Raw genomic sequence first — 21620 nt, 5'->3', positions numbered from 1 at the left:
GGTCTGTTCACCGCGGCAGACCGCGCGAGCCTGGAGTGTCCGATGCCACCGACGTTCAGCCTGCCCGCCTCCCGGACCGAAGTGGTCCTGGAGGAGATCCGGCGCGGCATCCTGACCCGCGAGCTGCTCCCGGGCCAGCCGCTGGTGGAGGCCGAGCTGGCGCAGCGCCTCGGCGTGTCGAAGACGCCGGTGCGCGAGGCGCTGAAGGTGCTGTCGAACTCCGGGCTGGTCACGTTCAGCCCGTACCGCGGCGCGTCGGTGTGCGTGGTCGACGCGGAGCTCGCGCGTTCGGTGTACGACGTGCGGATGGTGCTGGAGCCCGAGGCGCTGCGCCGTTCGGTGGCGGCGGGGGCGTCGTTCGACGACGCGGCCGAAGCGCTGAAGGAGGCGCAGGCGGCGCTCGCGGACAAGGACCACACCGCGCTCAGCCTGCTCAACCGCCGCTTCCACCGCGCGCTCTACGCCGGCTGCGGCAACCCGCTGATGGTCTCGATGCTCGACGACCTCAAGGACCGCGCCGCGCTCATCACCGTGGTCGGCTGGGACACGAACCCCAGCTGGCGCAAGGAGTGGACCGAGCACAAGACTGTGCTCGGCGCCGCGAAGAAGGGTGACGCCGAGGGCGCGGCCGCGTTGCTGCGCAAGCACATCGGCGCGTTCCTCGAGCGAGTGCTGGCCGCGATCCCGGACGAGGGGGCGTAACGACCGTGCGGCTGCTGCTCGTCGCGGACACCCACTTGCCCAAACGCGCCAAAGAGCTGCCTGACGAGGTCTGGGCCGAGGTGGAGCGGGCCGACGTCGTCGTGCACGCGGGCGACTGGGTCGATCTCGACGCGTTCGACGAGCTCGCCGTGGCCAGCAAACGGCTCGTCGCGGTCTACGGCAACAACGACGGACCCGAGCTGCGCGAGTGGCTGCCCGAGGTCGCCCGCGTGACGCTCGGTGGTGTGCGCCTGGCCGTGATCCACGAAACGGGCGAGGCGAAGGGCCGCGAAGCGCGTTGTGAAGCGCAGTTCCCCGACACCGACGTGCTCGTGTTCGGCCACAGCCATATCCCCTGGGACACCGTGACACCCGGCGGCCTGCGCCTGCTCAACCCCGGCTCGCCCACCGACCGGCGGCGCCAGGAGTTCTGCACGTACCAGACCGCCGAGATCCGCGCCGGGAAACTCACCGACGTCGAGCTCCACGAGCTGCCCCGGCGCGCCTGAACGGGTAAACAGGACGCATGGACCCGGCACGCGCACTGCGCGACATCGCGTTCCAGCTCGAACGCGCGGCTGAGCCGACCTACCGCGTCCGCGCCTTCCGGCAGGCGGCGGCGGTGGTCGATCACCTGTCGCAGGAAGAGCTGGAGAGCCGCGTGCGCTCGGGCACGCTGCAGGCGCTCAAGGGCATCGGCAAGGCGACGGCCGGGGTCATCGAGGACGCGTGGCTCGGCCGCGTGCCCGCGTATGCGGCGAAGGTCGCCGAAGCCGATCTGCCCGACGGTGGCGAACTGCGCGCCGCGCTGCGCGGCGACTGCCACACGCACTCCGACTGGTCCGACGGCGGCAGCCCGATCCAGGAGATGGCCGAGGCCGCGCGCGACCTCGGCCACGAATGGATCGTGCTCACCGACCACTCGCCGCGCCTGACCGTGGCCAACGGTCTTTCGCCCGAGCGGCTGCGCAAGCAGATGGACGAGGTCGCGCGCGTCAACTCCGAACTCGCCCCGTTCCGGCTGCTGCACGGCATCGAGGTCGACATCCTCGACGACGGCGCGCTCGACCAGCGTTCGGACTTGCTGGAGCGGCTGGATTTCGTGGTCGCCAGCGTGCACTCGAAGCTGCGCATGCCCTCGCGCGAGCTGACGCCGCGGCTGCTGGCGGCCGTCGCGAACCCGCACGTGCGCGTGCTGGGCCACTGCACCGGCCGGCTGGTGCGCGGTCCTCGCGAGCGGCCGCCGTCGACGTTCGACGCCGAGAAGGTGTTCACCGCCTGCCGGGACCACGGCGTGGCGGTGGAGATCAATTCGCGCCCGGAGCGGCTCGACCCGCCCATGCCGCTGCTGCGAATGGCCGTGGAGCTGGGCTGCGAGTTCGCCATCGACAGCGACGCGCACGCACCCGGCCAGCTCGACTGGCAGGTCTACGGGTGCGCACGTGCCGAAAAGGTTGGTCTCACCGCGGATCGCGTGATCAACACCCGGCCGGCGGACGAGCTCGTCTAGTCTACTGTGGACTGATCCCGATGTTGATCACGGGATGCCCGGCCGGGTCGAGCCAGCGCATCACGGCGTCGAGGTCCGCGCCCGGGACGGACACGCAGCCCGCCGTCGGTTTGCCCGACGAGACGTGCAGGAAGAACGCCGAACCCATGCCCGGCACGGCGGGCGAGCGGTTGTAGTCGATCACGGTGGCGTGGTCGTAGACGGGACCGGCCTTGCCGAGGTCTTCGCCGGCCGCCTCGTTGAACGGGCAGGTGCCGGGCGCGCACGAGTGGTGCGTGTTGTAGAAGGGCGACTTGACGTCGGAGACCCACCAGTCGTTCTCGGTCACCTGGCGGTAGGGCAGCCGGGTGCCGTTGGTGGGCTGGATGCCGAACGCTTCGGTGAGCGTCCAGACGCCCGTGGGGGTGTGCGACGTCGTTTCGCTCGCTTCGCCGATGCCCTGCGTGCCGACGAACGCCGGGAACGGCCCGAGGGCCCGCACCCAGTGGGAACCCTTGCGCTGCCAGGCGATCAGCGTCGCGGTGGTCGACGACGGGTCCGGGGCGGTGACCGTGACCATCTGGCCGGCGGAACCGTGGTAAGGCAACGGGGGATTCTGCGCAGGACTCTGGGCGGGCGAAGCCGGTGCGGCGGTTGCGAGCGTACCCAGTGCGACGCAGACCAGCGTCCCGAGAACGGTTCTCATGGCGCGAGAGCTTACGGCAAGAACCCAGGCCGCCGCGGGGAAATCGGCGGCCCGGGTTCTTGCTCAGTTGATCGTGTAGGAGTCGCCGTAGACCTTCCACTTCAGGGGTGTGTGGAGGTCGAGGTTGCCCGCGTTGAGGAACACGAGCTGTTCGGTGTCCACGCGCGAGGTGTCGGCGTGGGCCTCCTCCTGCTTCATGATCACCTTGCGGGCGTCGAGGAACGCCTTGAGGTAGGTGGTCTCGTTGCCGCCCTGTGACGGCGGCTTCGCCTTCTTGATGGCGGAGTTGCGGATGCCGCCGAAGCTGTCGGAGCTGTTGCCGGGGCCGTGCATCACGATGGCGTCGTAGTAGATGAACTGGCCCAGTGCGCCGAGACCGTCGGACTTCGCCTGGTTCACCGACGGGTTGAAGTACACGCGGTCGCGCTCGCTGTTCTGCGCGGCCTGGAACTGCGACGTCTTCGCCGCGGCCTTCCACGCGTCCACGAACGCCTGGCCGAGGCCGGTGTGCGAGTCGGTGCCGTTGACGTTCCTCAACGCCGGCAGGTACTTCGCCAGCGGGTTGTTCGGCACGGAATTGGTGTAGGCCTGCACGAGCTCGAGCATGTCGCCGGTGCCCGAGCAGAAGCCGATGATGCCGGCGGTGTAGCCGCGGCCGTCGCCGATGTCCTCGATGTAGCTGTACTGGGCCTTCCAGTCGAGGCTCGAGTTCTCGGCACTGGAGACGAGCTGCATCGCGATGTCCTTCTTCTCCGGCGAGGCGAGGTCGCCGCCGGAAGCGAGGATCGAGGCTGCGTTGCTGAGTGTGGGGGTCGGGGCGGCGCTCGAGAGAGCCGGTGTGGCCAGGACGACGGTGAGAGCCGACGCCACGGTGAGACCGGCAACAAGGGCAGGCCGCATCGTCTTGCGCATGGGGGAATTCCCTTTCCGCAGAATTGTCAGGGCATGGCCATGACAGGTGGGCAAGGCGGACGAAGCCGGGAATTCCCTGGCGTACCACGGTAAACACGGCTCCGGTGCTGCTGCGGCGTAGCGCAACGATAACCGCGCGTGATCCCGGCGGCAAGGGGCAGATCGGGTTTTCGCGGATGTGAACACGCGGTGGGATTTGTTGCCCGGAGGGTGGTACAGGGTTCCGGTGATCGGGAAACTGTTTGTGCCCGGTGCGAACTGGAGGACGGCGCGCTGTATGAAGTCCTTTGTGAACCAGTGTAAGTCCACAAAGGACATTTGGTTACAACGTCCTGAACGACATACCCGCCCGCATGAGCCGCTCGATCAACGCATCCCCCATCGCCGTCGCCGTGGTGACCTGGCCGGCAGTGGTGGGCAGCTCGTCGAAAGCCAGGCACAGAGCCGATTCCGCCAGCATCTTCGCCGTCTCGTCGTAGCCGGGGTCGCCGCCGGAGACTTCGGTGGTCACGTGCTCGCCGCCGCCTGAGCCGGTGAAGCGGACGGTGAACCAGGACTTCGCCCGGCGCGCGAGGCTGGGTCCCTGGCCCGGCGCGAGCAGCTTCGACAGCGCCTCGCGCGCGGGGGCCAGCTGGGCGGCGGCGAACAGCGCGCCCGCGCCGGCTGTCGCGGCCGCTACGGACGGCAGGCCGGAGAAAGCCGCGAAGTGGCGGTAGCGGAAGTCCGGGCCGTAGCGTGCGGACGCCCGCGCCGAGTGGCCCACGACCTGCGGGTCGATCGTCGGCAGCGGTACGGCCCACTGTCCGGTGCCGGGCACGCGGTGCGGGGCGCCGATCGGGGTGCCCACGCGGCGGCCGGCGAGCGGGGGTTCGGCGGCGGCGCGGTCCTTGGCCGCGCGGTTGGCGGCGGGCTGGCGGGAGAACGCCGTCATCGCCGTGAGGAAGGTGCCGCCCGAGGGCATGGCGCCGACGCGGACGTAGCCGTCGACCTGCAGCGGGACGTCCTCGGGCAGTTGGCGCACGGTGTACCAGGCGCCGAGGTCGTGGGGGATCGAGTCGAAGCCGCAGCTGTGCACGAGCCGGGCGCCGGTTTCGGCGGCCTTTGCGTGGTGGGCGAGGTACATGCGGTCGACGAACTCGGACTCGCCGGTGAGGTCGACGTAATCGGTGCCCTCGGCGGCGCACGCGGCGACCAGCGGCTCGCCGTAGTGCAGGTACGGGCCGACCGTGGTGGCCACGACCTTCGCCGACGCGGCGATCGCGCGCAGCGAGTCGGGGTCCGCGATGTCGGCGCTGAGCAGGGGCAACGTGCCCAGGCGCTCGTCGATCGCCGCCAGCCGCGTGCGCAGGTCCTCGAGCTTGGCGCGATTGCGGCCCGCGAGCGCCCAGCGGCAGCCGGGCGGGGCGGAGTGCGCGAGGTACTCCGCGGTGAGCGTGCCGGTGAAGCCGGTGGCGCCGAACAGCACCAGGTCGTAGTCGGCCATGCGCGTGCCTCCCGAAGGTTCGGCCCCGAGGTTACCGCCGGGTCACTTCGGGGCCGGAATCTCCGCCCGTCCGGCGTCGTTGACCACCGCGAAGGAGTGGTGATGACAGACTTCGGGCGGGACATCTCGACGGGCTACTTCCTGGTGCCGAACGCGGCCGACCCCCTGGTCGAGCACGCGCGCGAGCTGGAGCGGACGGGGTTCGAGCACCTCGCCGTGCAGGACCACCCGTACCAGCGCCGGTACGTGGAGACCTTCTCCCTCATGGGCGTGCTGCTCGGCGCGACGACGAAGATCCGGGTGTTCCCCGACGTCGCCAACCTGCCGCTGCGCAACCCCGCCGTGCTCGCGAAGGCCGCCGCCAGCCTCGACCTGCTGTCGGGCGGCCGCTTCGACCTCGCGCTGGGCGCCGGCGCGTTCTGGGACGCGATCGTCGCCTACGGCGGCCCGCGCCGGACCCCGGGCGACGCGCTCGCCGCCGAGGAAGAGGCGATCACCGTCATCCGCAAGATCTGGAGCGGCGAGGGCAACCTCCGCTTCGACGGCCGCTTCCACACCCTGGCCGGTGCCCACTCCGGCCCCGTGCCGGCGCGTCCCATCGGCCTCTGGCTCGGCTCGTACGGCCCCCGCGCCCTGCGCCTCACGGGCCGCGTGGCCGACGGCTGGGTCGTCAGCCTCCGCGACGACCCCGCCGAAGCCCTCCGCATGGCCTCCGCCGTGGACACCGCCGCCCTCGACGCCGGCCGCGACCCGGCGTCGATCCGCCGCGTCCTCAACGTCGGCGCCACCCCGACCGCCTCGGAACTCGCCGACTTCGCCCTGGCCGGCGGCTTCGACACCTTCGTGCTCTCCGGCGCGGACGACCGGGCATCGCACGTGTTCATCGCCGAGACCATCCCGGACGTCCGCGAACAGGTGGCGGCGGAACGCTCGGCGTGACGGCGGCTCAGAGGTCGGCGGTCCAGGGCCCCTTCGGGTGCCCGGACGGGCTGCGCCACAGCTGAGGCTGCCTCAGCGCGAGGTCCGGAGCGAACTCGTCCTGCGTCGGGAAACGGCCGTCGCGATCGGGCCAGAGCACCTGCAGGAAGGGGGCGGCGGGCCGCGTGGCGCGGTAGAAGCGTTGTGCCGTCCCGAAGAAAACGTCGTGCCAGCCCTCGTCGACCGGCCGCAGCGCCAGGCGGCCGGACTCGAGGACGTCGTCCAGCTCGTCACCGGCGGCAGGTCGCCGGCCCGCGGCCACCTGCTCGCCGATCACGTTGAGCAGCCCCATCCCGGGCGCCGGCTCCAGCCCGAACACGGCGAGCTCTGGCACGCGGAACGAGTGCCACAGCCCGATTGTGAACGTCCAGCCCGCGCTGACCTCGTCTTCGGGGATCGCCAGCAGACCCCAGCCGGGGTCGGCGACGTGTTCGAACAGACCGGCGTCGACGGAGCCGAGGTGGTCGCGGTCGCCGTAGTCGAGGCAGACCATGCATCTGCAGGAGTCGGTGGACATGAAAGGAACGATATTCAGCCACTCCCCGTAGTGAAGGTCCACTGTGGATCGCCGGGTCAATATTAAAGCGATGGTAAACTGACGCCACGATGACCGCTGCCGCCGCCACCGCGCCACGGCACCGGTCCATGCTCAGTGTCCTGCTCGCCGCGTTGCTGCTCCTCGGCGTCGCCGCGCCCGGGCCGGTGCACCCGGGCCTGTCGCACGACGATCCGAAGCCGGTGCTGGTTGCCCAGCAGTTGCCGCACTTCGTTGCCGCGCAACCAATCCCGGAAGCCACACCGCCGGAGCAAGCGAAGCAGTGGCCCGCCGCGTCAAGCGCCACGACCGTCGACAAAAGCACCACCGCAAAGCACCGGTCCGACCCGAAAGCACCCGCCCGGGCACCTCCTGCCGGCTGAGTACGTCGCCCACTCACCCGTACTCAGCTGTTGGAGGTTTCCCATGACCAACGGTCATGCCTTGCTGGCCGTCGGCGGTGCGTTCCTGGCGGCCGGTGTCGTCGCGCGCGTCGGGGCGCGGATCGGGCTGCCGACGATCCCGTTGTTCATGCTGGCAGGCTTCGTGTTCGGCCCGCACACGCCCGGGTTGTCGCTTGTGGACGACCCCGCCGAGCTCGGCGTGCTGGCCGGCCTCGGCCTGGTGTTCCTGCTGTTCTACCTCGGCCTGGAGTTCTCGCTCGACGACCTCGCGCGCGGCGGCAGACGCCTGGCCGTGGCGGGGCTGGGTTACCTGGTTCTCAACGTCGGCGGCGGCCTCGCGTTCGGGTTCACGCTGGGGTGGGGCACGCGGGAGGCGCTGGTGATCGCGGGGGCGATCGGCATCTCGTCGTCGGCCATCGTGACCAAGCTGCTGCTCGAAACCCGCCGCACCGCCAATCCCGAATCACGCCTGATCATGGGCGTGATCGTGCTCGAAGACCTGTTCCTCGCGCTCTACCTGGCCCTGCTGCAGCCCGTGCTCAGCCGCGCCGACGGCTTCGGCGCGGCGCTCGCCGACTTCGGCAAGGCACTCGGCTTCCTGCTCCTGCTCGCGGCGCTGGCGCGCTGGGGCGGCCGGCTCGTGTCGCGGCTGTTCGGCTCGGCAGACGACGAGCTGCTCACCGTGTGCTTCGTCGGCGTCGCGGTGCTGGGCGCGGCCGTCGCCGAGGAGGTGGGCGTGTCCGACGCGATCGGCGCGTTCATGGTCGGCATGATGCTCGGAGGGTCGAAGGTCGCGCCGCGCGTGCACAAGCTGGTGCTGCCGCTGCGCGACGCGTTCGGGGCGTTGTTCTTCTTCATCTTCGGCCTCTCGATCGACCCGGGCGCCGTGGGGACGGTCGTGGTCACCGTTCTCGCGGCCGTCGCGCTGACGCTCGTGCTGAACCTCGCGGCCGGCGCGTTCGCCGCCCGGCTGCACGGCTTCGATCGCCAGGCCGGGGTGAACATCGGCCTGACCGTGCTCACGCGGGGCGAGTTCTCGCTGGTCCTCGCGACGCTCGCGGTGGCGGCCGGGCTCGACGAGCGCGTGGCCCCGTTCGTCGCGGGATACGTGCTGCTCCTCGCCGTGATCGGGCCGCTCGCGGTGGTGCGTTCGGAGCGGCTGACCTGGCTGTTGCCGGCCCGGCTGACCCGGCAACGGGTGTGACGGGAGACGCCGGGCATATTCAGGAGCCAGGCCCGTCACGCACCGCTATCCTCGATACAAGTATGTCCACTCAATCCCCCCTCGAGGCGTTGCGCGCGCGGCTGCCCGAGCTGATGTCGCGCGACGAGCACCGCCTGCGCCGTCGGCTCGACGGCGCGCGCCGGTCGCGTGACAAGCAAGCCGTGGCCGAGCGCCTCGCCACCGACGTGACCGCCGCCGAGCTGCGCGTGCAGCGCCGGCGCGAGAGCGTGCCCAAGATCGAGTACCCCGAAGAGCTGCCGGTCAGCAAGCTCAAGGACGAGATCGGCAAGGCGATCGCCGAGAACCAGGTGGTGATCGTCGCGGGCGAGACCGGCTCGGGCAAGACGACCCAGCTGCCGAAGATCTGCCTCGAGCTCGGCCGCGGCATCCGCGGGCAGATCGGGCACACGCAGCCGCGGCGGCTGGCCGCGCGCACGGTCGCCGACCGCATCGCGAGCGAGCTGAAGACCGAGCTGGGCGACGCCGTCGGGTACAAGGTCCGCTTCACCGACCAGTCCGGCCAGGACACGCTCGTGAAGCTGATGACCGACGGCATCCTGCTCGCCGAGATCCAGACCGACCGGATGCTGCGCCAGTACGACACGATCATCATCGACGAGGCCCACGAACGCAGCCTCAACATCGACTTCATCCTCGGCTACGTCAAGCAGCTGCTGCCGCGCCGGCCCGACCTCAAGGTGATCATCACCTCGGCCACGATCGACCCGGAGCGCTTCTCGAAGCACTTCGACAACGCGCCGATCGTCGAGGTCTCCGGCCGCACCTACCCCGTCGAGGTCCGCTACCGGCCGATCATCGACCCCGACGACCCCGAGGTCGACCCCGATCGCGACCAGACGCAGGGGATCCTCGACGCCGTCATGGAACTGCAGAGCGCCGGCCCCGGCGACGTGCTGGTGTTTCTCTCCGGCGAGCGCGAGATCCGCGACACGGCGGATGCGCTCAACCGGCTCGACCTGCGCAACACCGAGGTGCTGCCGCTGTACGCGCGGCTGTCGTCGGCCGACCAGCACCGCGTGTTCCAGCGCCACACGGGGCGCCGGATCGTGCTCGCGACGAACGTCGCGGAGACGTCGCTGACCGTGCCGGGCATCAAGTACGTCGTGGACCCGGGCAACGCGCGCATCTCGCGCTACAGCCACCGCACGAAGGTGCAGCGGCTGCCGATCGAGGCGATCTCGCAGGCCTCGGCCAACCAGCGCAAAGGCCGCAGCGGCCGTACGTCCGACGGCATCTGCATCCGGCTGTACTCCGAAGAGGACTTCGAGTCGCGCCCGGAGTTCACGGACCCGGAGATCCTGCGCACCAACCTCGCGTCGGTGATCCTTCAGATGACCTCGCTGGGGCTGGGCGACATGGCGGCGTTCCCGTTCGTGGAGCCGCCGGATCGGCGCCAGGTCGCCGACGGTGTGCAGCTGCTGCAGGAGCTCGGCGCGTTCGAGGTGGACGACGCGTCGAAGCTGACGGACATCGGCCGCAAGCTCGCGCAGCTGCCGGTGGACCCGCGGATGGGGCGCATGGTGCTGGAGGCCGCGCGCAACGGGTGCGTGCGCGAGGTGATGATCATCGCCGCGGCACTGTCCATCCAGGACCCGCGGGAGCGTCCGGCGGAGAAGCAGCAGGCGGCCGACCAGCAGCACGCGCGCTTCGCCGACCCGACGTCGGATTTCCTCGCCTACCTCAACCTGTGGGAGTACGTCAGCGAGCAGCAGAAAGCGTTGACGGGCAACCAGTTCCGCCGGTTGTGCCGCAACGAGTACCTCAACTACCTGCGCATCCGCGAGTGGCAGGACATCTTCAGCCAGCTGCGCCAGCTGGCCAAGCCGCTCGACATCTCGTTGAGCACCACGCCGGCCGACCCGCAGCACGTGCACACGTCGCTGATCGCCGGGCTGCTCTCGCACATCGGCCTCAAGGACCCGGCCAAGGGCGACTACCTCGGCGCGCGCGGCGCGCGGTTCTCGGTGTTCCCGGGCTCGGCGCTGTTCAAGAAGCAGCCGCGCTGGGTGATGTCGGCGGAACTGGTGGAGACTTCGCGGCTGTGGGGGCGCGTGAACGCGCGCATCGAGCCGGAGTGGGTCGAGCCGCTGGCCGCGCACGTCGTGAAGCGGTCGTATTCGGAGCCGCACTGGGAGCGCAAGCAGGGCGCCGTGATGGCGGTGGAGAAGGTGACGCTCTACGGCGTGCCGCTCGTCGCCGACCGACGCGTGAACTACGGGCGCATCGATCCCGAGCTGTCGCGTGAGCTGTTCATCCGCCACGCGCTGGTGGAAGGCGACTGGCACACCAACCACCAGTTCTTCTCCGAGAATCGCGCGCTGCTCGACGAGGTCGAGGACCTGGAGAACCGCGCCCGCCGCCGCGACATCCTCGTGGACGACGAGACGCTGTTCGAGTTCTACGACCAGCGTGTGCCGGCCGACGTGGTGTCGGTGCGCCACTTCGACAGCTGGTGGAAGAAGGCGCGGCGCGGCGACCCGGACCTGCTGTCGTTCGAGAAGTCCATGCTCATCAACGAGACCGCGGGAGGCGTGCGCGAGTCGGACTACCCCGACTCGTGGACGCAGGGCTCGCAGGTCTTCGGGCTCACCTACCAGTTCGAGCCCGGCGCGGATGCCGACGGCGTCACCGTGCACATCCCGCTGCCCGTGCTGAACCAGGTGACGCCGGACGGGTTCGACTGGCAGGTGCCGGGGCTGCGCTTGGAACTGGTCACCGCGCTGATCAAGTCGCTGCCGAAAGCCTTGCGGCGCAACTTCGTCCCGGCTCCCGACACGGCCGCGTATGTCCTTTCGCGAGTGTCGCCTTCGGACGGTCCCCTTGTCGAGGTGCTGTCCGACGAGCTGTTCACGCTTCGCCGCATCGACGTTCCACTGTCGGCCTACGACCTGTCTTCCGTGCCGGACCACCTGCGGGTGACGTTCCGCGTGGTCGACGACCGCGGCCGCAAGGTGGCCGAGGGCAAGGACCTGGAGGCGTTGAAGCTCAGCCTCGCCCCGAAGGTGCGCGAGACGATTTCGAAGGCCGCCAACAGCATCGAGAAGGCGGGGCTGGTAAGGCCGACTTTCGGCTCCCTGCCTCAGGTTTTCGCCTCCACGCAGCGCGGCCACGACGTGAAGGCGTACCCGGCTCTGGTGGACGAGGGTGCTTCGGTCGCCGTCCGCCTGCTGGACACCCCGGCGCAACAACAGCACGCGATGTGGGCCGGCACCCGGCGCATGCTGCGGCTGAACCTGAACTCGCCGATGAAGTTCATCACGCGGTCGCTGTCGAACTCCTCGAAGCTCGTGCTGAACCGCAACCCGCACGGCAGCGTCGCCGCCCTGCTGGAGGACTGCGTCGACTGCGCAGTGGATTCGTTGATGACGTCGTACGGCGGCCCGGCTTGGGACGAGGCGAGTTTCGCTTCGCTGCTGGAGCACGTCCGCGCCGGCTTGAACCCCGCTGTGCTCGCGGTTCTGACGGACGTCGAGCGGATCCTGCGCGCGACCATCGACGTGGAGTCAGTCCTGCCGGACACCCGCGGCCCGGCCGAGTCGTTGGCGGACATGCGCGCCCAGCTCGCCGGCCTGGTCCACGCGGGCTTCGTGACCGAGACGGGCGCCTCGCGGCTGCGTGATGTCGAGCGTTACCTGAGGGGCATCTCGCGCCGCTTGGACAAACTCGTCTCCGAGCCCACCCGCGACCTGCAGCGCACCGCCGACATCGCGTGGATCACGGAGGAGTACCGGGCGGCTCTGGCCGCGCTGCCTGCGGGGACCTCGTCGCCCTCGCTGTCGGAGGTGCGGTGGATGATCGAGGAACTCCGGGTGTCCTTCTTCGCCCAGACGCTCGGGACGGCGTATCCGGTGTCGCTGAAACGCATCACGAAAGCTTTGGATGACGCGCCGGTGTGAGGACTGATCGTCCCGGTCAAGCGCTTCGGCGGTGGGCAAATGACCAGGTCAACGGGTGGGCGAACGCCCTTATCCGGGTTAGGGCAATCTCGCCCGCGGTGTGCGTTGATCTAGTAGAATGCCGCTCGTGCCAGAAGAGCCGGACAAGCCGGGGAAATCCGACGACGAGCCTGCCTATAAGAAATGGAACGTTGTCGTCGCTACAATCGGCAGCGGCGTCGCCGTGCTGGTGGCGATCAACGGCTTGACCGGCTGGAATCCGTTGAAAGACCTCACGTCCCAGTCTGGTGGCGCTCCGGCTTCGGAGTCGGCAACGAGCCGAATATCGCCCTCGACGACTCCGGAAGAGGCGCCGATCGACGATCCGCCGCAGAGATCGAGCGAAGTGGACGAGGAACCGGCCGACGACTCGTCATCGCCCCCCGAAGACGCCGACGAGTCAACGGAAACCACCGCGCCGGCCTCACCTAGGTTCCAGGTGACCTCCTCACAATGGGATGGGCCATGCGGTGACTCCTGGTGCTCCATGAGCGCGATTTTTCGCAATCTCGGCGGCGAGGGCGCCGGATCCGCGACATTTTATGTTCTGCGGCCGGATGCAAATGAATATCTTGCTCGGTGTTCCGTCGTCTTGAATACCACTTCCGAGAATGGTGTGACAAGCGCCGGATGCACGGCGAGCAGCGGCTGGCTGCAGGCATATATCCGGTCCCATCCCGGCACCACGGTGCGCATGCAGGTAACCGTGGACTACTGAAGTCCGAAGTCGGCGAGGTGGGGAAGTCAGCCGTGGTGTGCCCGCAGCCTCGTCGAATCCTGGCCCGGCGGCACACCAAACTGGCGGCGGTATTCGCGGCTGAACTGGGACGCGCTGTCGTAGCCCACGGTGTAGCCGATGGATGCGACGTCGTCGTCGGTGCGGGACAGGAGGAGCAGGCGAGCCTCCTGGAGGCGGATGTGTTTCTGGTACTGGATGGGCGTCATGGCCGTCACGGCGCGGAAGTGGCGGTGGAACGACGACTCGCTCATCGCGGCGAGGCGTGCGAGGTCGGAGATGCGCAGGGACTCCGCGTGGTGGTCGCGGATCCAGCGGATGGCGCGCCCGACGTGTGACAGGCTGCTGTCGGCGAGGCCGATCTGGCGGATGGTCGCGCCCTGGGCGCCGGTGACGAGGCGCCAGAGGATCTCCTTCTCGATGAGCGGCGCGAGCACGCGGCGGTCGGCCGGGTGGTCGGCCAGCCGCAGCAGGCGGACGAACGCGTCGAGCAGCTCGGCGGGTGCGTCGCTCACGGTGATGGCCGACGGGGCGGACGGGGCTGAGTTCGTGGTGCCCGTCTCGAGCAGGAGGGCGGCGACGGCTTCCGGCTTGAGGACCAGGCCGGCGCCCAGGAACGGTTCCGTGGGGCTGGCCTCCACGAAGTGGCCGGTCACGGGCATGTCGACGGTGACCACGAGGTACTGGCCGGCGCCGTACTCGTAGGTGCGCTCACCCGTGCCGATGCGCTTGCGGCCCTGCGCGACGACGGCGAGCACCGGGCCGGTCAGCGAGGCCGCCGGGTCGGTGGGCGCGCGCTCGCACGACAGCATCAGGCCGCCGGGCAGGTCGGTGCGGCCGGCGTAGCGGGTGATCAGCGTGCGCAGCTCGGAGAGGGACACGCTTCGATTCGACCACGGTCGCGCCCGCTGGGGCAACTGGCGATCGTGACAGGATCAGGCAAGAGGCTACGACTTTCGGGCTCACGGTGCCACGCCCGGCGCTGGTGTCATGGAACGGCAACGAAATCCCGTGATGAGCCAGGAGAATCCCCGTGAGCCTTGATTCCTACGTCCACCTCGGCCGGTCCGGCCTCGTCGTGAGCCCGTTCTGCCTCGGTGCCATGAACTTCGGTGAGGACACCGGCGTCGGCTGCAGTGTCGAAGAGTCCGAGAGGATCCAGCAGACCTACCTCGACCGCGGTGGCAACTTCATCGACACCGCCAACTTCTACACCAACACCCACTCGGAGAAGATCGTCGGCGATTTCCTCGCCGCGACGCCGGGGCTGCGTGACCGGGTGGTGCTGGCGACGAAGTTCTTCGTCAACCTGCACCCCGGCGACCCCAACGGCGGTGGTGTCGGTCGGAAGGCGATTCTGCACCAGCTGGACGATTCGCTGCGGCGTCTCGGAACGGACTACATCGACCTCTACTACTTGCACAACTACGACCGCCACACGCCCGTCGAGGAGACGCTGCGGACCCTCGAGGATCTTGTCGGGGCCGGCAAGATCCGGTACGTCGGGTTCTCGGATACTCCGGCGTGGTTCACGGCCAAGGCGCAGACGATCGCCCAGTTCCGCGGGTGGGCGCCGGTGGCCGGGTTGCAGATGGAGTATTCGCTGCTGGAACGCACTATCGAGGGCGAGCTGCTGCCGCTCGCCGAGGACGCGGGGATGGCGATGCTGCCGTGGAGTCCGTTGAAAAGCGGGTTCCTGTCGGGCAAGTACACCCGCGACGGCGCGGCTGCGGATACGCGGCGCGGGGCGGCGTTCGGGGTGGGGCCGACCGAGGAGCAGTTCCGGGTGATCGACGTGGTGGTGGGGATCGCGAAGGAGTTGGGGGTGAGCCCGGCGGCGGTGGCTCTGGCGTGGGTGCAGGGCCGGCGGGGGATCACGTCGACGCTGATCGGGCCGCGGCGGGTCGAGCACCTGACGGAGAATCTGGCGGCGTTGGATTTGAAGTTGAGCGCGGAGCAGGTGGCCGCGCTGGACGAGGTTTCCGCGCCGCGGCTGAATTTCCCGGCTGAGCTGAACCGCGGCATGGCCCCGATGCTGCGCTACGCCGGCGCGACCGTGAACGGGCAGGAGCACGCGGTCTACCCGCCGCTGCTGCAGAACTCGGTGCGCTACTGAGCTTCAGCCGGCGATGTGGCAGTACAGCCGGCCGCCCGAGGGCTTCGCCTGCTTCGCGAGGGCTGCGAGCCCGTCCACGACGGGCAGCAGGTCCCCGGCTGTGCCCTCGAGCTTCTCGTCGCTCGACCAGAATCCGGCCAGCTCCCGGCGGCGCGCTTCGTCGGTGGCCGCGATCGCGTCACGGAACTCGTCGGTGAGCGTGACGACCACGACGTCGCCCTCCCCGACCTCCGCGAGCAGCTTCATCGCCCGCGGGTTGTCGGCGGCCGCCTCCTCGCCGATCCCCGTCAGGAACGCCTCGGCCCGGGGCACCTGCAGGTAGGGGTCGAGGTGCTTGAAGGCGGCCATGGGGAACAACGCGGCCGGCCCTTCGGGCGCCTCGAGGGACGTTACGGCTGCTTCGTCCGAATTCGCCGTGAAGTAGCTGTAGAGCATGGTGTGACTCAACCACAGGCCGACCCCGCGACAAAGCCGAACTGTTGTGCGCACGTGTCGACGGGGACGGCCTGGGGAAGTGGACGGACTGCCCGGCTAGTCGCCGGAGTAACCCCAGAAGTAGACCTCGTCGGGGGCGCCGTTCTTGTAGATCACCAGGCTTCGGCCGGTCCATCTGTCGCCCATCAGGTCGGCGAGGGGGCCTGACGGTCCGGGCCGGCGCACGCCTTCGAAGTCGGCGGCGGACGGGCGGTCGGTGCCGAACACCCCGTTGAGCTCCGCGGAGCTCAACGGGCGGACGGTGCCGACGCCGTCAGCCTCGGTGATCTCGTGGGTGTCGAGGATCGTGTGGGTGCCCGCGTCCCAGAACTCCTCGGCGTCCTTCGCCGCCTCGAGGTCGGCCAACGACGACGGGCGGGGGACCATTTCGTCGACGTATTCGGGGTTGATGTCTTCCCAGGGCCAGAGGAACTCGCCGCTGGCCAGGAGTAGTTCCTGCACCGCGAGGTGTGTTGCTTCGACGCTGCCCGCGTACGGTGCGCGGTAGTCCCAGCCTGACGCTCCCATTGAACCTCCTTGTTTGCCGGCCCATGTCCGAGGCCGGGTGAACTCGATCTTTTGACGGCCGACGCGGCTACTTCGCGTCGGCGGCTGACGCTTCGGGAGTCACAGGCAGGTCCAGCAGTACAGGCGATCGCCCGCCGCTTTTGCCTGGCGCGCGAGGTCGGCGAGTTCGTCGACCACAGGGAGGACATCTGTCGGGTCGATGTCGCCATCGAATTCTTCGGAACGCGCCCAAAGCTCGGCGACCTGCCGGCGGTGCGTTTCGTCGGCGGAGGCCAGGGCGTCGCGGAGTTCGTCGGTGAGCGTGGAGACAAAGACGGATTCGTCGAGTTCGGCGATCAGGTGATCCGATCTGGGGTTCGCGCAAACGGTGTCGAAACCCGTCCCCGTGAGGAGAGCTTCGGCGCGGCTCAGCTGGATGATCGGATCGATGTCTTTCAGCTCGACCACGGGAAAGTTCGTGACGGTGGGGGATTCCAGCACCGTGGCGGCCAGTTCGTCGGAGCTCGCGGCGAAGTAGTCGTACAGATTGCCCATCAGGTGTCCTTGTCGTAGGTCGGGTTGAGCTATTTCGCGTCCGCGTACGTGTCCACCGCGGCCGCCTGCATGGGGAAGTGCACCGGGCACGCCTCGCCGAACAGCATTTGCGCCGACTCCGTCACGGTGGACTCGATGAGGGCCGAGACGGCGGGCGCCAGTTCGGCCGGGGTGTGGACGATCACCTCGTCGTGCTGGAAGAAGACGAGGTGGGCGGGGGCGGGGAGGCGGCCGCGCAGCGTGGCCAGCAGGACGGCGGTGAGGTCGGCCGCCGAGGCTTGCACGACGAAGTTGCGGGTGAAGCGGCCCCAGCCGCGGGAGGCGCGGCGGGCGCGGGTTTCCGTGGCTTCGTCGTCGGCGAGGCCGCCGGTGAGGGCGCGCCACGCGGCGGACGGCGCGGGGGAGGTGCGGCCCAACCGGGACCGCACGCGTTCGCCGCGTTCGCCGGCGGCCGCGGCTTGTTCCACATAGGACACGGCGTCGGGGAAGCGCTGGCGGAGCAGGGCGAGGAGGGGTCCCGCCTCGCCGGAGGTGCCGCCGTACATGGCGGACAGCATGGCGATCTTGGCTCGGGAGCGGTCGTCCGAGGAACCGGACGGTGGGGGAACGTAGCGGGCGCCCGAAAAGAGAGCCTCACCCAGCCGGGCGTACAGGTCGGTGGCCGCCGAGACCTCGGCCAGCCGGCGGTCGCCGGACAACGCCGTGAGGACGCGTGGTTCCAGCTGCGCGGCGTCGGCGACGACGAGTTTCCAGCCGGGATCCGCGCGGACACACGTGCGCAGCACCTTGGGGATCTGCAGCGCCCCGCCGCCGCGGGTGGCCCAGCGGCCGGAGACCACGCCGCCGACCACGTAGTGGGGGCGGAAACGGCCGTCGGTGACCCATTCGTCGAGCCAGGCCCAGCCGTTGGCCGAGTGCAGGCGGGAAAGTTCCTTGTACTCCAGCAACGGCGCGACGGCCGGATGGTCGATGTCGCGCAGCAGGTACTTGCGCGCGGCCGGCACCTCGATGCCCTCGCGGGCCAAAGCGCGGATGACGCTCGGCGACGAGTCGGGATTCACCGGCCGCCCGCCGAACGCGTCGGTGATCTGCGCGGCCAAAGCGACCAGCGCTTTCGGCCGCTGCCCGGACGGCACGCGAGGACCGAGCCGGGACTCCAGCAGCGCACGGTGCAGGTCCGCCCGCCACGGCAACCCGGCCGCCGACATCTCCGCCGCGGCCAGCGCGCTCGCCGACTCCGCCGCCAGCAGCACGCGCATCCGACCTGGCGAAGCGACGGAAGCCACGCGTTTCTCCTGCTCGACCAGCACGCGACGGACCGCGTCGGCGACCGTCACACCAGAAGGCAGCCCCGGTCCGCGCGGCGAGAACAGCGTGGGCTGCGCCGCCTCGCCGAACGCGGGCCCGTCGTCGGGCGGCTCCTCGCCCTGCGCCCGCGCCCACGCGGCGCGCAGGCTGCGCGACTCGCTCTCACGCCCCTCGTAAGCGAGCAGCAGGCCTTCCGCCAAGCCCAGGTCGTAGCAGCGCCCCAGCCGCACGCCCGCGTCGATGAGCTTCGGGTACAGCGCGTCGACCGAGGGCAGCACCCAGCGCGGCGCCTCGGCCTCCTCGAGCCGGCGCACCTCGGCCACCCAGCCGGCCCTCGACAGCCCGCGGGAGGTGCCCGCCGGCGTCGAGATCGTGTAGCCGGAGTCCTCCTCCTGGCCGGTGATCACCTGCACGCCGTCATTGTGCGCGGGGGCACCGACAATTTCGGTCACCGAACGCGGCCGCCGTGGTCTGGTGCACGGGCGCCCGGCTTGGTCTACTGTCGAGTAGCCACCCATACCGGCGGTACGGGCGGCTTTCCCCCGAAGCAGCAACGGAGGTGCCCGGATGAGGAACCCGGCCGGGGTGTTCGGCCTCGCCAGCCAGGTCACGGACAAGGTGGCCGAGACCGTGCGCAGCATCGACGTGATGCGCCGCGCGGGACTCGTGCCGTTCCCGCGGCTCGACGAGGGTGTGCGCTCGGTCGTGGCCATCCGGAAGTACGGCCCGTTCGCCGGCGCCAACCACATCGCCGCGCGCCGCGACCCCGCGGCCGTCGGGATCGTCGACGAGCTCGGCCCGCTCACGTTCAAACAGCTCGACGACCGGTCCAACGCGCTGGCCAGGGCCTGGTCCGAGCGCGGACTCGGCGAGGGCACCGTGATCGCCGCGCTGTGTCGCGACCACCGCGGCCTCGTGCTCACCATGGCCGCCGCCGGCAAGCTCGGCGCGCGCCTGCTGCTGATGAACACCGGCTTCGCGAAGCCGCAGCTGGCCGACGTCGCGAAGCGCGAACGCGTCACCGCGCTCGTGTACGACCAGGAGTTCACCGGCCTGCTCGACGCGATCCCCGGTGACGTCGAGCGCTACCTCGCGTGGGTCGACGAGCCGGGCGATCACTCCGTGCCCGTGCTCGACGAGATCATCGCCAGCACCGACGACCGCCCGCTGCCCGCGCCCGCCAAGCCCGGCGGGTTCGTGCTGCTCACCAGCGGCACCACCGGCACGCCCAAGGGCGCGCCGCGGCCGCACACGTCGCCGCTTGCGTCCGCGCAGTTCCTCGACCGCATCCCGCTGCGCGCGGGCGAAGCCACGTACATGGGCGCGCCGCTTTTTCACGGCACCGGGCTTTCGCAGTTCATCCTGAGCTTCGCGCTGGGCTGCAAGGTGGTGATGCGGCGCAAGTTCGACCCGGAGCAGACTTTGAAAGGTGTCGCCGAGCACCGCTGCACGACGCTCGTGCTGGTGCCGACGATGCTGCAGCGCATCGTCGACCTGCCGCAGGAGGTGCGCGACCGGTACGACACCTCGTGCCTGCGGATCATCTTCGTCGCGGGCTCCGCGCTGTCGCCGGATCTGGGCAACCGGGCCAACGAGCAGTTCGGCGACGTCGTGCACAACCTTTACGGCTCAACGGAAGTCGCCGTCGCGACAGTCGCCACGCCGGAAGACTGGCGCAAGGCGCCGGGCACCGTCGGGCGCGCCCCCGTGGGTTGCCGCGTCGCGCTGTACGACGAGCACGGCCGCCAGATCACCGAGCCGAACGTGACGGGCCGCGTCTTCGTCGGCAGCGGACTCAGCTTCGGCGGCTACACCGACGGCCGCCACAAGGAGATCATCGACGGCCTGCTCTCCAGCGGCGACGTCGGCCACTTCGACGACGACGGCCTGCTCTTCATCGACGGCCGCGACGACGAGATGATCGTCTCCGGCGGCGAGAACGTGTTCCCGGTGGAGGTGGAGAACCTCCTGGTGGAGCGGGAAGACGTGATCGAGGCCGCCGTGATCGGCGTCGAGGACGACAAGTTCGGCCAGCGGCTCAAGGCGTTCGTGGTGCGCAGCGAGAACTCCACCCTCGACGCCGACGGGGTGCGCGACTACGTGAAGTCGAACCTCGCCCGCTACAAGGTGCCCCGCGACGTCGAGTTCCTGGACGAGCTTCCGCGCAATGCGACCGGGAAGGTGTTGCGCTCCAAGCTGAGCTGACTCACTCCCACCCGATGCCGAAGATCCCCGGCCCGAAGTCGAGCGCCACGGCGTGCACGCCGTGGGCCGAGTCGAGGCGGAGGCGGCGGCGGGACGGGGTGGTGTCGCCGCCGCGGGAGTACTGCCAGCAACGCGCGGGCTCGGCTTCCGGGGCGAAGCGGATTTCCAGCAGGTATTCGCGCACGGGGCGGCGGAACTCGCGGTAGTGCGTGGCGCGGCATTGCGGGTAGGGCGGGCCCGCGTTGGTCAGCGAGTACTCGATCAGGTTCGTCTCGCCGCGGTCCAGCGGGCGGTCGAAGAGCAGTTCCGCCACCAGGATCCCGTGCGAGGAATCCGCCTCGAAGCGGCCGACGCGACAGTTGCGCACGGCGTGGACCTGCGGCACGGACGCGGCGTCGTCCTGGGCGTAGACGAGCAGCCAGCGGTCGAGGCCGTCGGCGCCGGCCTGGAAGACGGCGCGGGACGTGACGGCCTGCTGGCCGCCGTCCGCGGCGATCTCGCAGCGGTCGTGCAGGCCGACGAGCTTGAGGTGCTGCTGCTGGTCGAGCATGTTCGACGCGCCGACGCGGTCCAGCAGCGGTTGCAGCGTCTCGCGCGTGAACGTCAACGGCTCTTCGCCGACGCGGTCGCGGCGGGTCGCGCCGCGGGGGCGGGGCGGCGGCAGCAGGCCCAGCAACGAGCCGGCCGGGACGTCGAGGATCTCCTCCAGCAGGCGCACCGCGGACAGCGAACCCGAGCGTTCGGGCTGGCGTTTGCCCGACTGCCAGTAGCTCAGCGCCGTGACGCTGACGGCCGCGCCGCGGGCGCGCAGCCGCGCCTGGATCCGGTCGAGCGACAGGCCGCTGGCGGTGATCGCCGCGCGCAGCGCGCTCGCGAACGCGGTCCGGGCGCCGTCGGCCCCGGACTCGTCCGCAGTTCCACCAGCCATGCCCCCGCCCGTGGTCTCGCACCGCACCGGTTCGTGGTGAAAACCCGTGAAAACCCGTGTCCGAAAACCCGTGGTCCTCCAAACGGAGTGTCCGAAAACCCACAGTGTCCGAACCGACACTCCAGACCGTATCAGCAGCCGACCAGGCACTCCGCGTCACCACTGGGGCGAACGGGCTAGTACTGGCAACTGTGAACCATTGCCCTGACCTGCGGGGTCGCGTTTGTATGGCCATCGAGCCCCGCACCGGCGATCCCGGTTGCGGCGCAGCTACTTCGGCCCCGGCCCGCGGTCCGCGCCCCGTGCACGGCCGGCGGCCGTACCCGGTACCGGTGGCCCGGCGATGCCCCCAGCGCCGGGCCACCGGTCAAGGGCCGCGGCACGGTGGTTACCAACCGGTA

20 protein-coding genes are annotated in these 21620 nt (G+C 70.0%); 10 read left to right on the top strand and 10 right to left on the bottom strand.

Going from position 1 to position 21620, the window contains the following annotated elements; translation table 11 throughout:
* Positions 1 to 42: 42 nt before the first annotated feature.
* From K1T34_RS04955 to K1T34_RS04945, 3 genes are read left to right on the top strand one after another with little or no spacing between them, the layout of a single operon-like run.
* Positions 43 to 702 (top strand): GntR family transcriptional regulator, encoded by a 660-nt coding sequence (locus tag K1T34_RS04955; RefSeq protein ID WP_220243112.1) that lies wholly within the window; start codon positions 43 to 45, stop codon positions 700 to 702.
* A 5-nt stretch (positions 703 to 707) separates the two neighbouring features.
* Complete coding sequence (locus tag K1T34_RS04950) at positions 708 to 1211, top strand: metallophosphoesterase (RefSeq protein ID WP_220243111.1); 504 nt, start codon at positions 708 to 710, stop codon at positions 1209 to 1211.
* A 17-nt stretch (positions 1212 to 1228) separates the two neighbouring features.
* A complete protein-coding gene (locus tag K1T34_RS04945) occupies positions 1229 to 2212 on the top strand; it encodes a PHP domain-containing protein (RefSeq protein WP_220243110.1) in 984 nt (327 codons plus the stop codon).
* A 1-nt stretch (position 2213) separates the two neighbouring features.
* Here the strand turns inward: K1T34_RS04945 and K1T34_RS04940 are convergent, their stop codons facing one another.
* From K1T34_RS04940 to K1T34_RS04930, 3 genes are all read right to left on the bottom strand, one after another.
* Entirely contained in the window at positions 2214 to 2897 is a 684-nt protein-coding gene (locus K1T34_RS04940) for a L,D-transpeptidase (RefSeq protein ID WP_220243109.1), read from the bottom strand.
* A gap of 63 nt (positions 2898 to 2960) precedes the next feature.
* The gene (locus K1T34_RS04935; RefSeq protein WP_220243108.1) at positions 2961 to 3809 is read right to left on the bottom strand and encodes a chitosanase; all 849 of its coding nucleotides are present in this window, start codon (positions 3807 to 3809) and stop codon (positions 2961 to 2963) included.
* 322 nt (positions 3810 to 4131) lie between these two features.
* On the bottom strand, positions 4132 to 5292 hold the full coding sequence (locus K1T34_RS04930; protein ID WP_220243107.1) for a trans-acting enoyl reductase family protein: 1161 nt from the start codon (positions 5290 to 5292) through the stop codon (positions 4132 to 4134).
* Positions 5293 to 5394: 102 nt separating this feature from the next.
* Between K1T34_RS04930 and K1T34_RS04925 the strand changes: the two genes are divergently transcribed.
* Positions 5395 to 6231 carry an LLM class flavin-dependent oxidoreductase gene (locus tag K1T34_RS04925; RefSeq protein ID WP_220243106.1) on the top strand — a complete coding sequence of 279 codons (837 nt, stop codon included), beginning with the start codon at positions 5395 to 5397 and terminating at the stop codon, positions 6229 to 6231.
* Positions 6232 to 6238: 7 nt separating this feature from the next.
* On the opposite strand, the gene K1T34_RS04920 is transcribed toward K1T34_RS04925, so the two are convergent.
* Entirely contained in the window at positions 6239 to 6787 is a 549-nt protein-coding gene (locus tag K1T34_RS04920; protein WP_220243105.1) for a DUF4262 domain-containing protein, read from the bottom strand.
* 89 nt (positions 6788 to 6876) lie between these two features.
* Here K1T34_RS04920 and K1T34_RS04915 point away from each other — a divergent pair, with 89 nt between their 5' ends.
* From K1T34_RS04915 to K1T34_RS04900, 4 genes are all read left to right on the top strand, one after another.
* A complete protein-coding gene (locus K1T34_RS04915) occupies positions 6877 to 7188 on the top strand; it encodes a hypothetical protein (RefSeq protein ID WP_220243104.1) in 312 nt (103 codons plus the stop codon).
* Positions 7189 to 7231: 43 nt separating this feature from the next.
* Positions 7232 to 8413, top strand: coding sequence for a cation:proton antiporter (locus tag K1T34_RS04910; RefSeq protein WP_220243103.1), 1182 nt, complete (start codon positions 7232 to 7234; stop codon positions 8411 to 8413).
* Between the two features lie 62 nt (positions 8414 to 8475).
* Positions 8476 to 12351 carry an ATP-dependent RNA helicase HrpA gene (hrpA, locus tag K1T34_RS04905; protein WP_220243102.1) on the top strand — a complete coding sequence of 1292 codons (3876 nt, stop codon included), beginning with the start codon at positions 8476 to 8478 and terminating at the stop codon, positions 12349 to 12351.
* A 127-nt stretch (positions 12352 to 12478) separates the two neighbouring features.
* Positions 12479 to 13108, top strand: coding sequence for a hypothetical protein (locus K1T34_RS04900; protein WP_255638314.1), 630 nt, complete (start codon positions 12479 to 12481; stop codon positions 13106 to 13108).
* Positions 13109 to 13134: 26 nt separating this feature from the next.
* Here K1T34_RS04900 and K1T34_RS04895 read toward each other — a convergent pair whose 3' ends face one another.
* The gene (locus K1T34_RS04895) at positions 13135 to 14007 is read right to left on the bottom strand and encodes an AraC family transcriptional regulator (RefSeq protein ID WP_255638313.1); all 873 of its coding nucleotides are present in this window, start codon (positions 14005 to 14007) and stop codon (positions 13135 to 13137) included.
* Positions 14008 to 14159: 152 nt separating this feature from the next.
* On the opposite strand from K1T34_RS04895, the gene K1T34_RS04890 reads away from it, so the two are divergent.
* Positions 14160 to 15242 carry an aldo/keto reductase gene (locus tag K1T34_RS04890; protein WP_220243100.1) on the top strand — a complete coding sequence of 361 codons (1083 nt, stop codon included), beginning with the start codon at positions 14160 to 14162 and terminating at the stop codon, positions 15240 to 15242.
* 3 nt (positions 15243 to 15245) lie between these two features.
* Here the strand turns inward: K1T34_RS04890 and K1T34_RS04885 are convergent, their stop codons facing one another.
* The 4 genes from K1T34_RS04885 to K1T34_RS04870 all read right to left on the bottom strand — a co-directional run bounded on the left by K1T34_RS04885 (position 15246) and on the right by K1T34_RS04870 (position 18499).
* Entirely contained in the window at positions 15246 to 15677 is a 432-nt protein-coding gene (locus K1T34_RS04885) for a hypothetical protein (protein ID WP_220243099.1), read from the bottom strand.
* Between the two features lie 96 nt (positions 15678 to 15773).
* Positions 15774 to 16244: a hypothetical protein gene (locus K1T34_RS04880; RefSeq protein WP_220243098.1), complete on the bottom strand. Its 471-nt coding sequence runs from the start codon at positions 16242 to 16244 to the stop codon at positions 15774 to 15776.
* Positions 16245 to 16343: 99 nt separating this feature from the next.
* On the bottom strand, positions 16344 to 16778 hold the full coding sequence (locus K1T34_RS04875) for a hypothetical protein (RefSeq protein ID WP_220243097.1): 435 nt from the start codon (positions 16776 to 16778) through the stop codon (positions 16344 to 16346).
* Between the two features lie 29 nt (positions 16779 to 16807).
* Positions 16808 to 18499, bottom strand: coding sequence for a bifunctional 3'-5' exonuclease/DNA polymerase (locus K1T34_RS04870; protein WP_220243096.1), 1692 nt, complete (start codon positions 18497 to 18499; stop codon positions 16808 to 16810).
* A 154-nt stretch (positions 18500 to 18653) separates the two neighbouring features.
* Here K1T34_RS04870 and K1T34_RS04865 point away from each other — a divergent pair, with 154 nt between their 5' ends.
* A complete protein-coding gene (locus tag K1T34_RS04865) occupies positions 18654 to 20291 on the top strand; it encodes an acyl-CoA synthetase (RefSeq protein ID WP_220243095.1) in 1638 nt (545 codons plus the stop codon).
* A 1-nt stretch (position 20292) separates the two neighbouring features.
* On the opposite strand, the gene K1T34_RS04860 is transcribed toward K1T34_RS04865, so the two are convergent.
* Positions 20293 to 21219 carry a hypothetical protein gene (locus K1T34_RS04860; RefSeq protein WP_220243094.1) on the bottom strand — a complete coding sequence of 309 codons (927 nt, stop codon included), beginning with the start codon at positions 21217 to 21219 and terminating at the stop codon, positions 20293 to 20295.
* Positions 21220 to 21620: the final 401 nt, after the last annotated feature.

This window comes from Amycolatopsis sp. DSM 110486 (assembly GCF_019468465.1).
Classification (GTDB): Bacteria; Actinomycetota; Actinomycetes; order Mycobacteriales; family Pseudonocardiaceae; genus Amycolatopsis.
The sequence above is the reverse complement of the archived record's forward strand: the minus strand, read 5'-3'. Positions and strand labels throughout refer to the sequence as shown.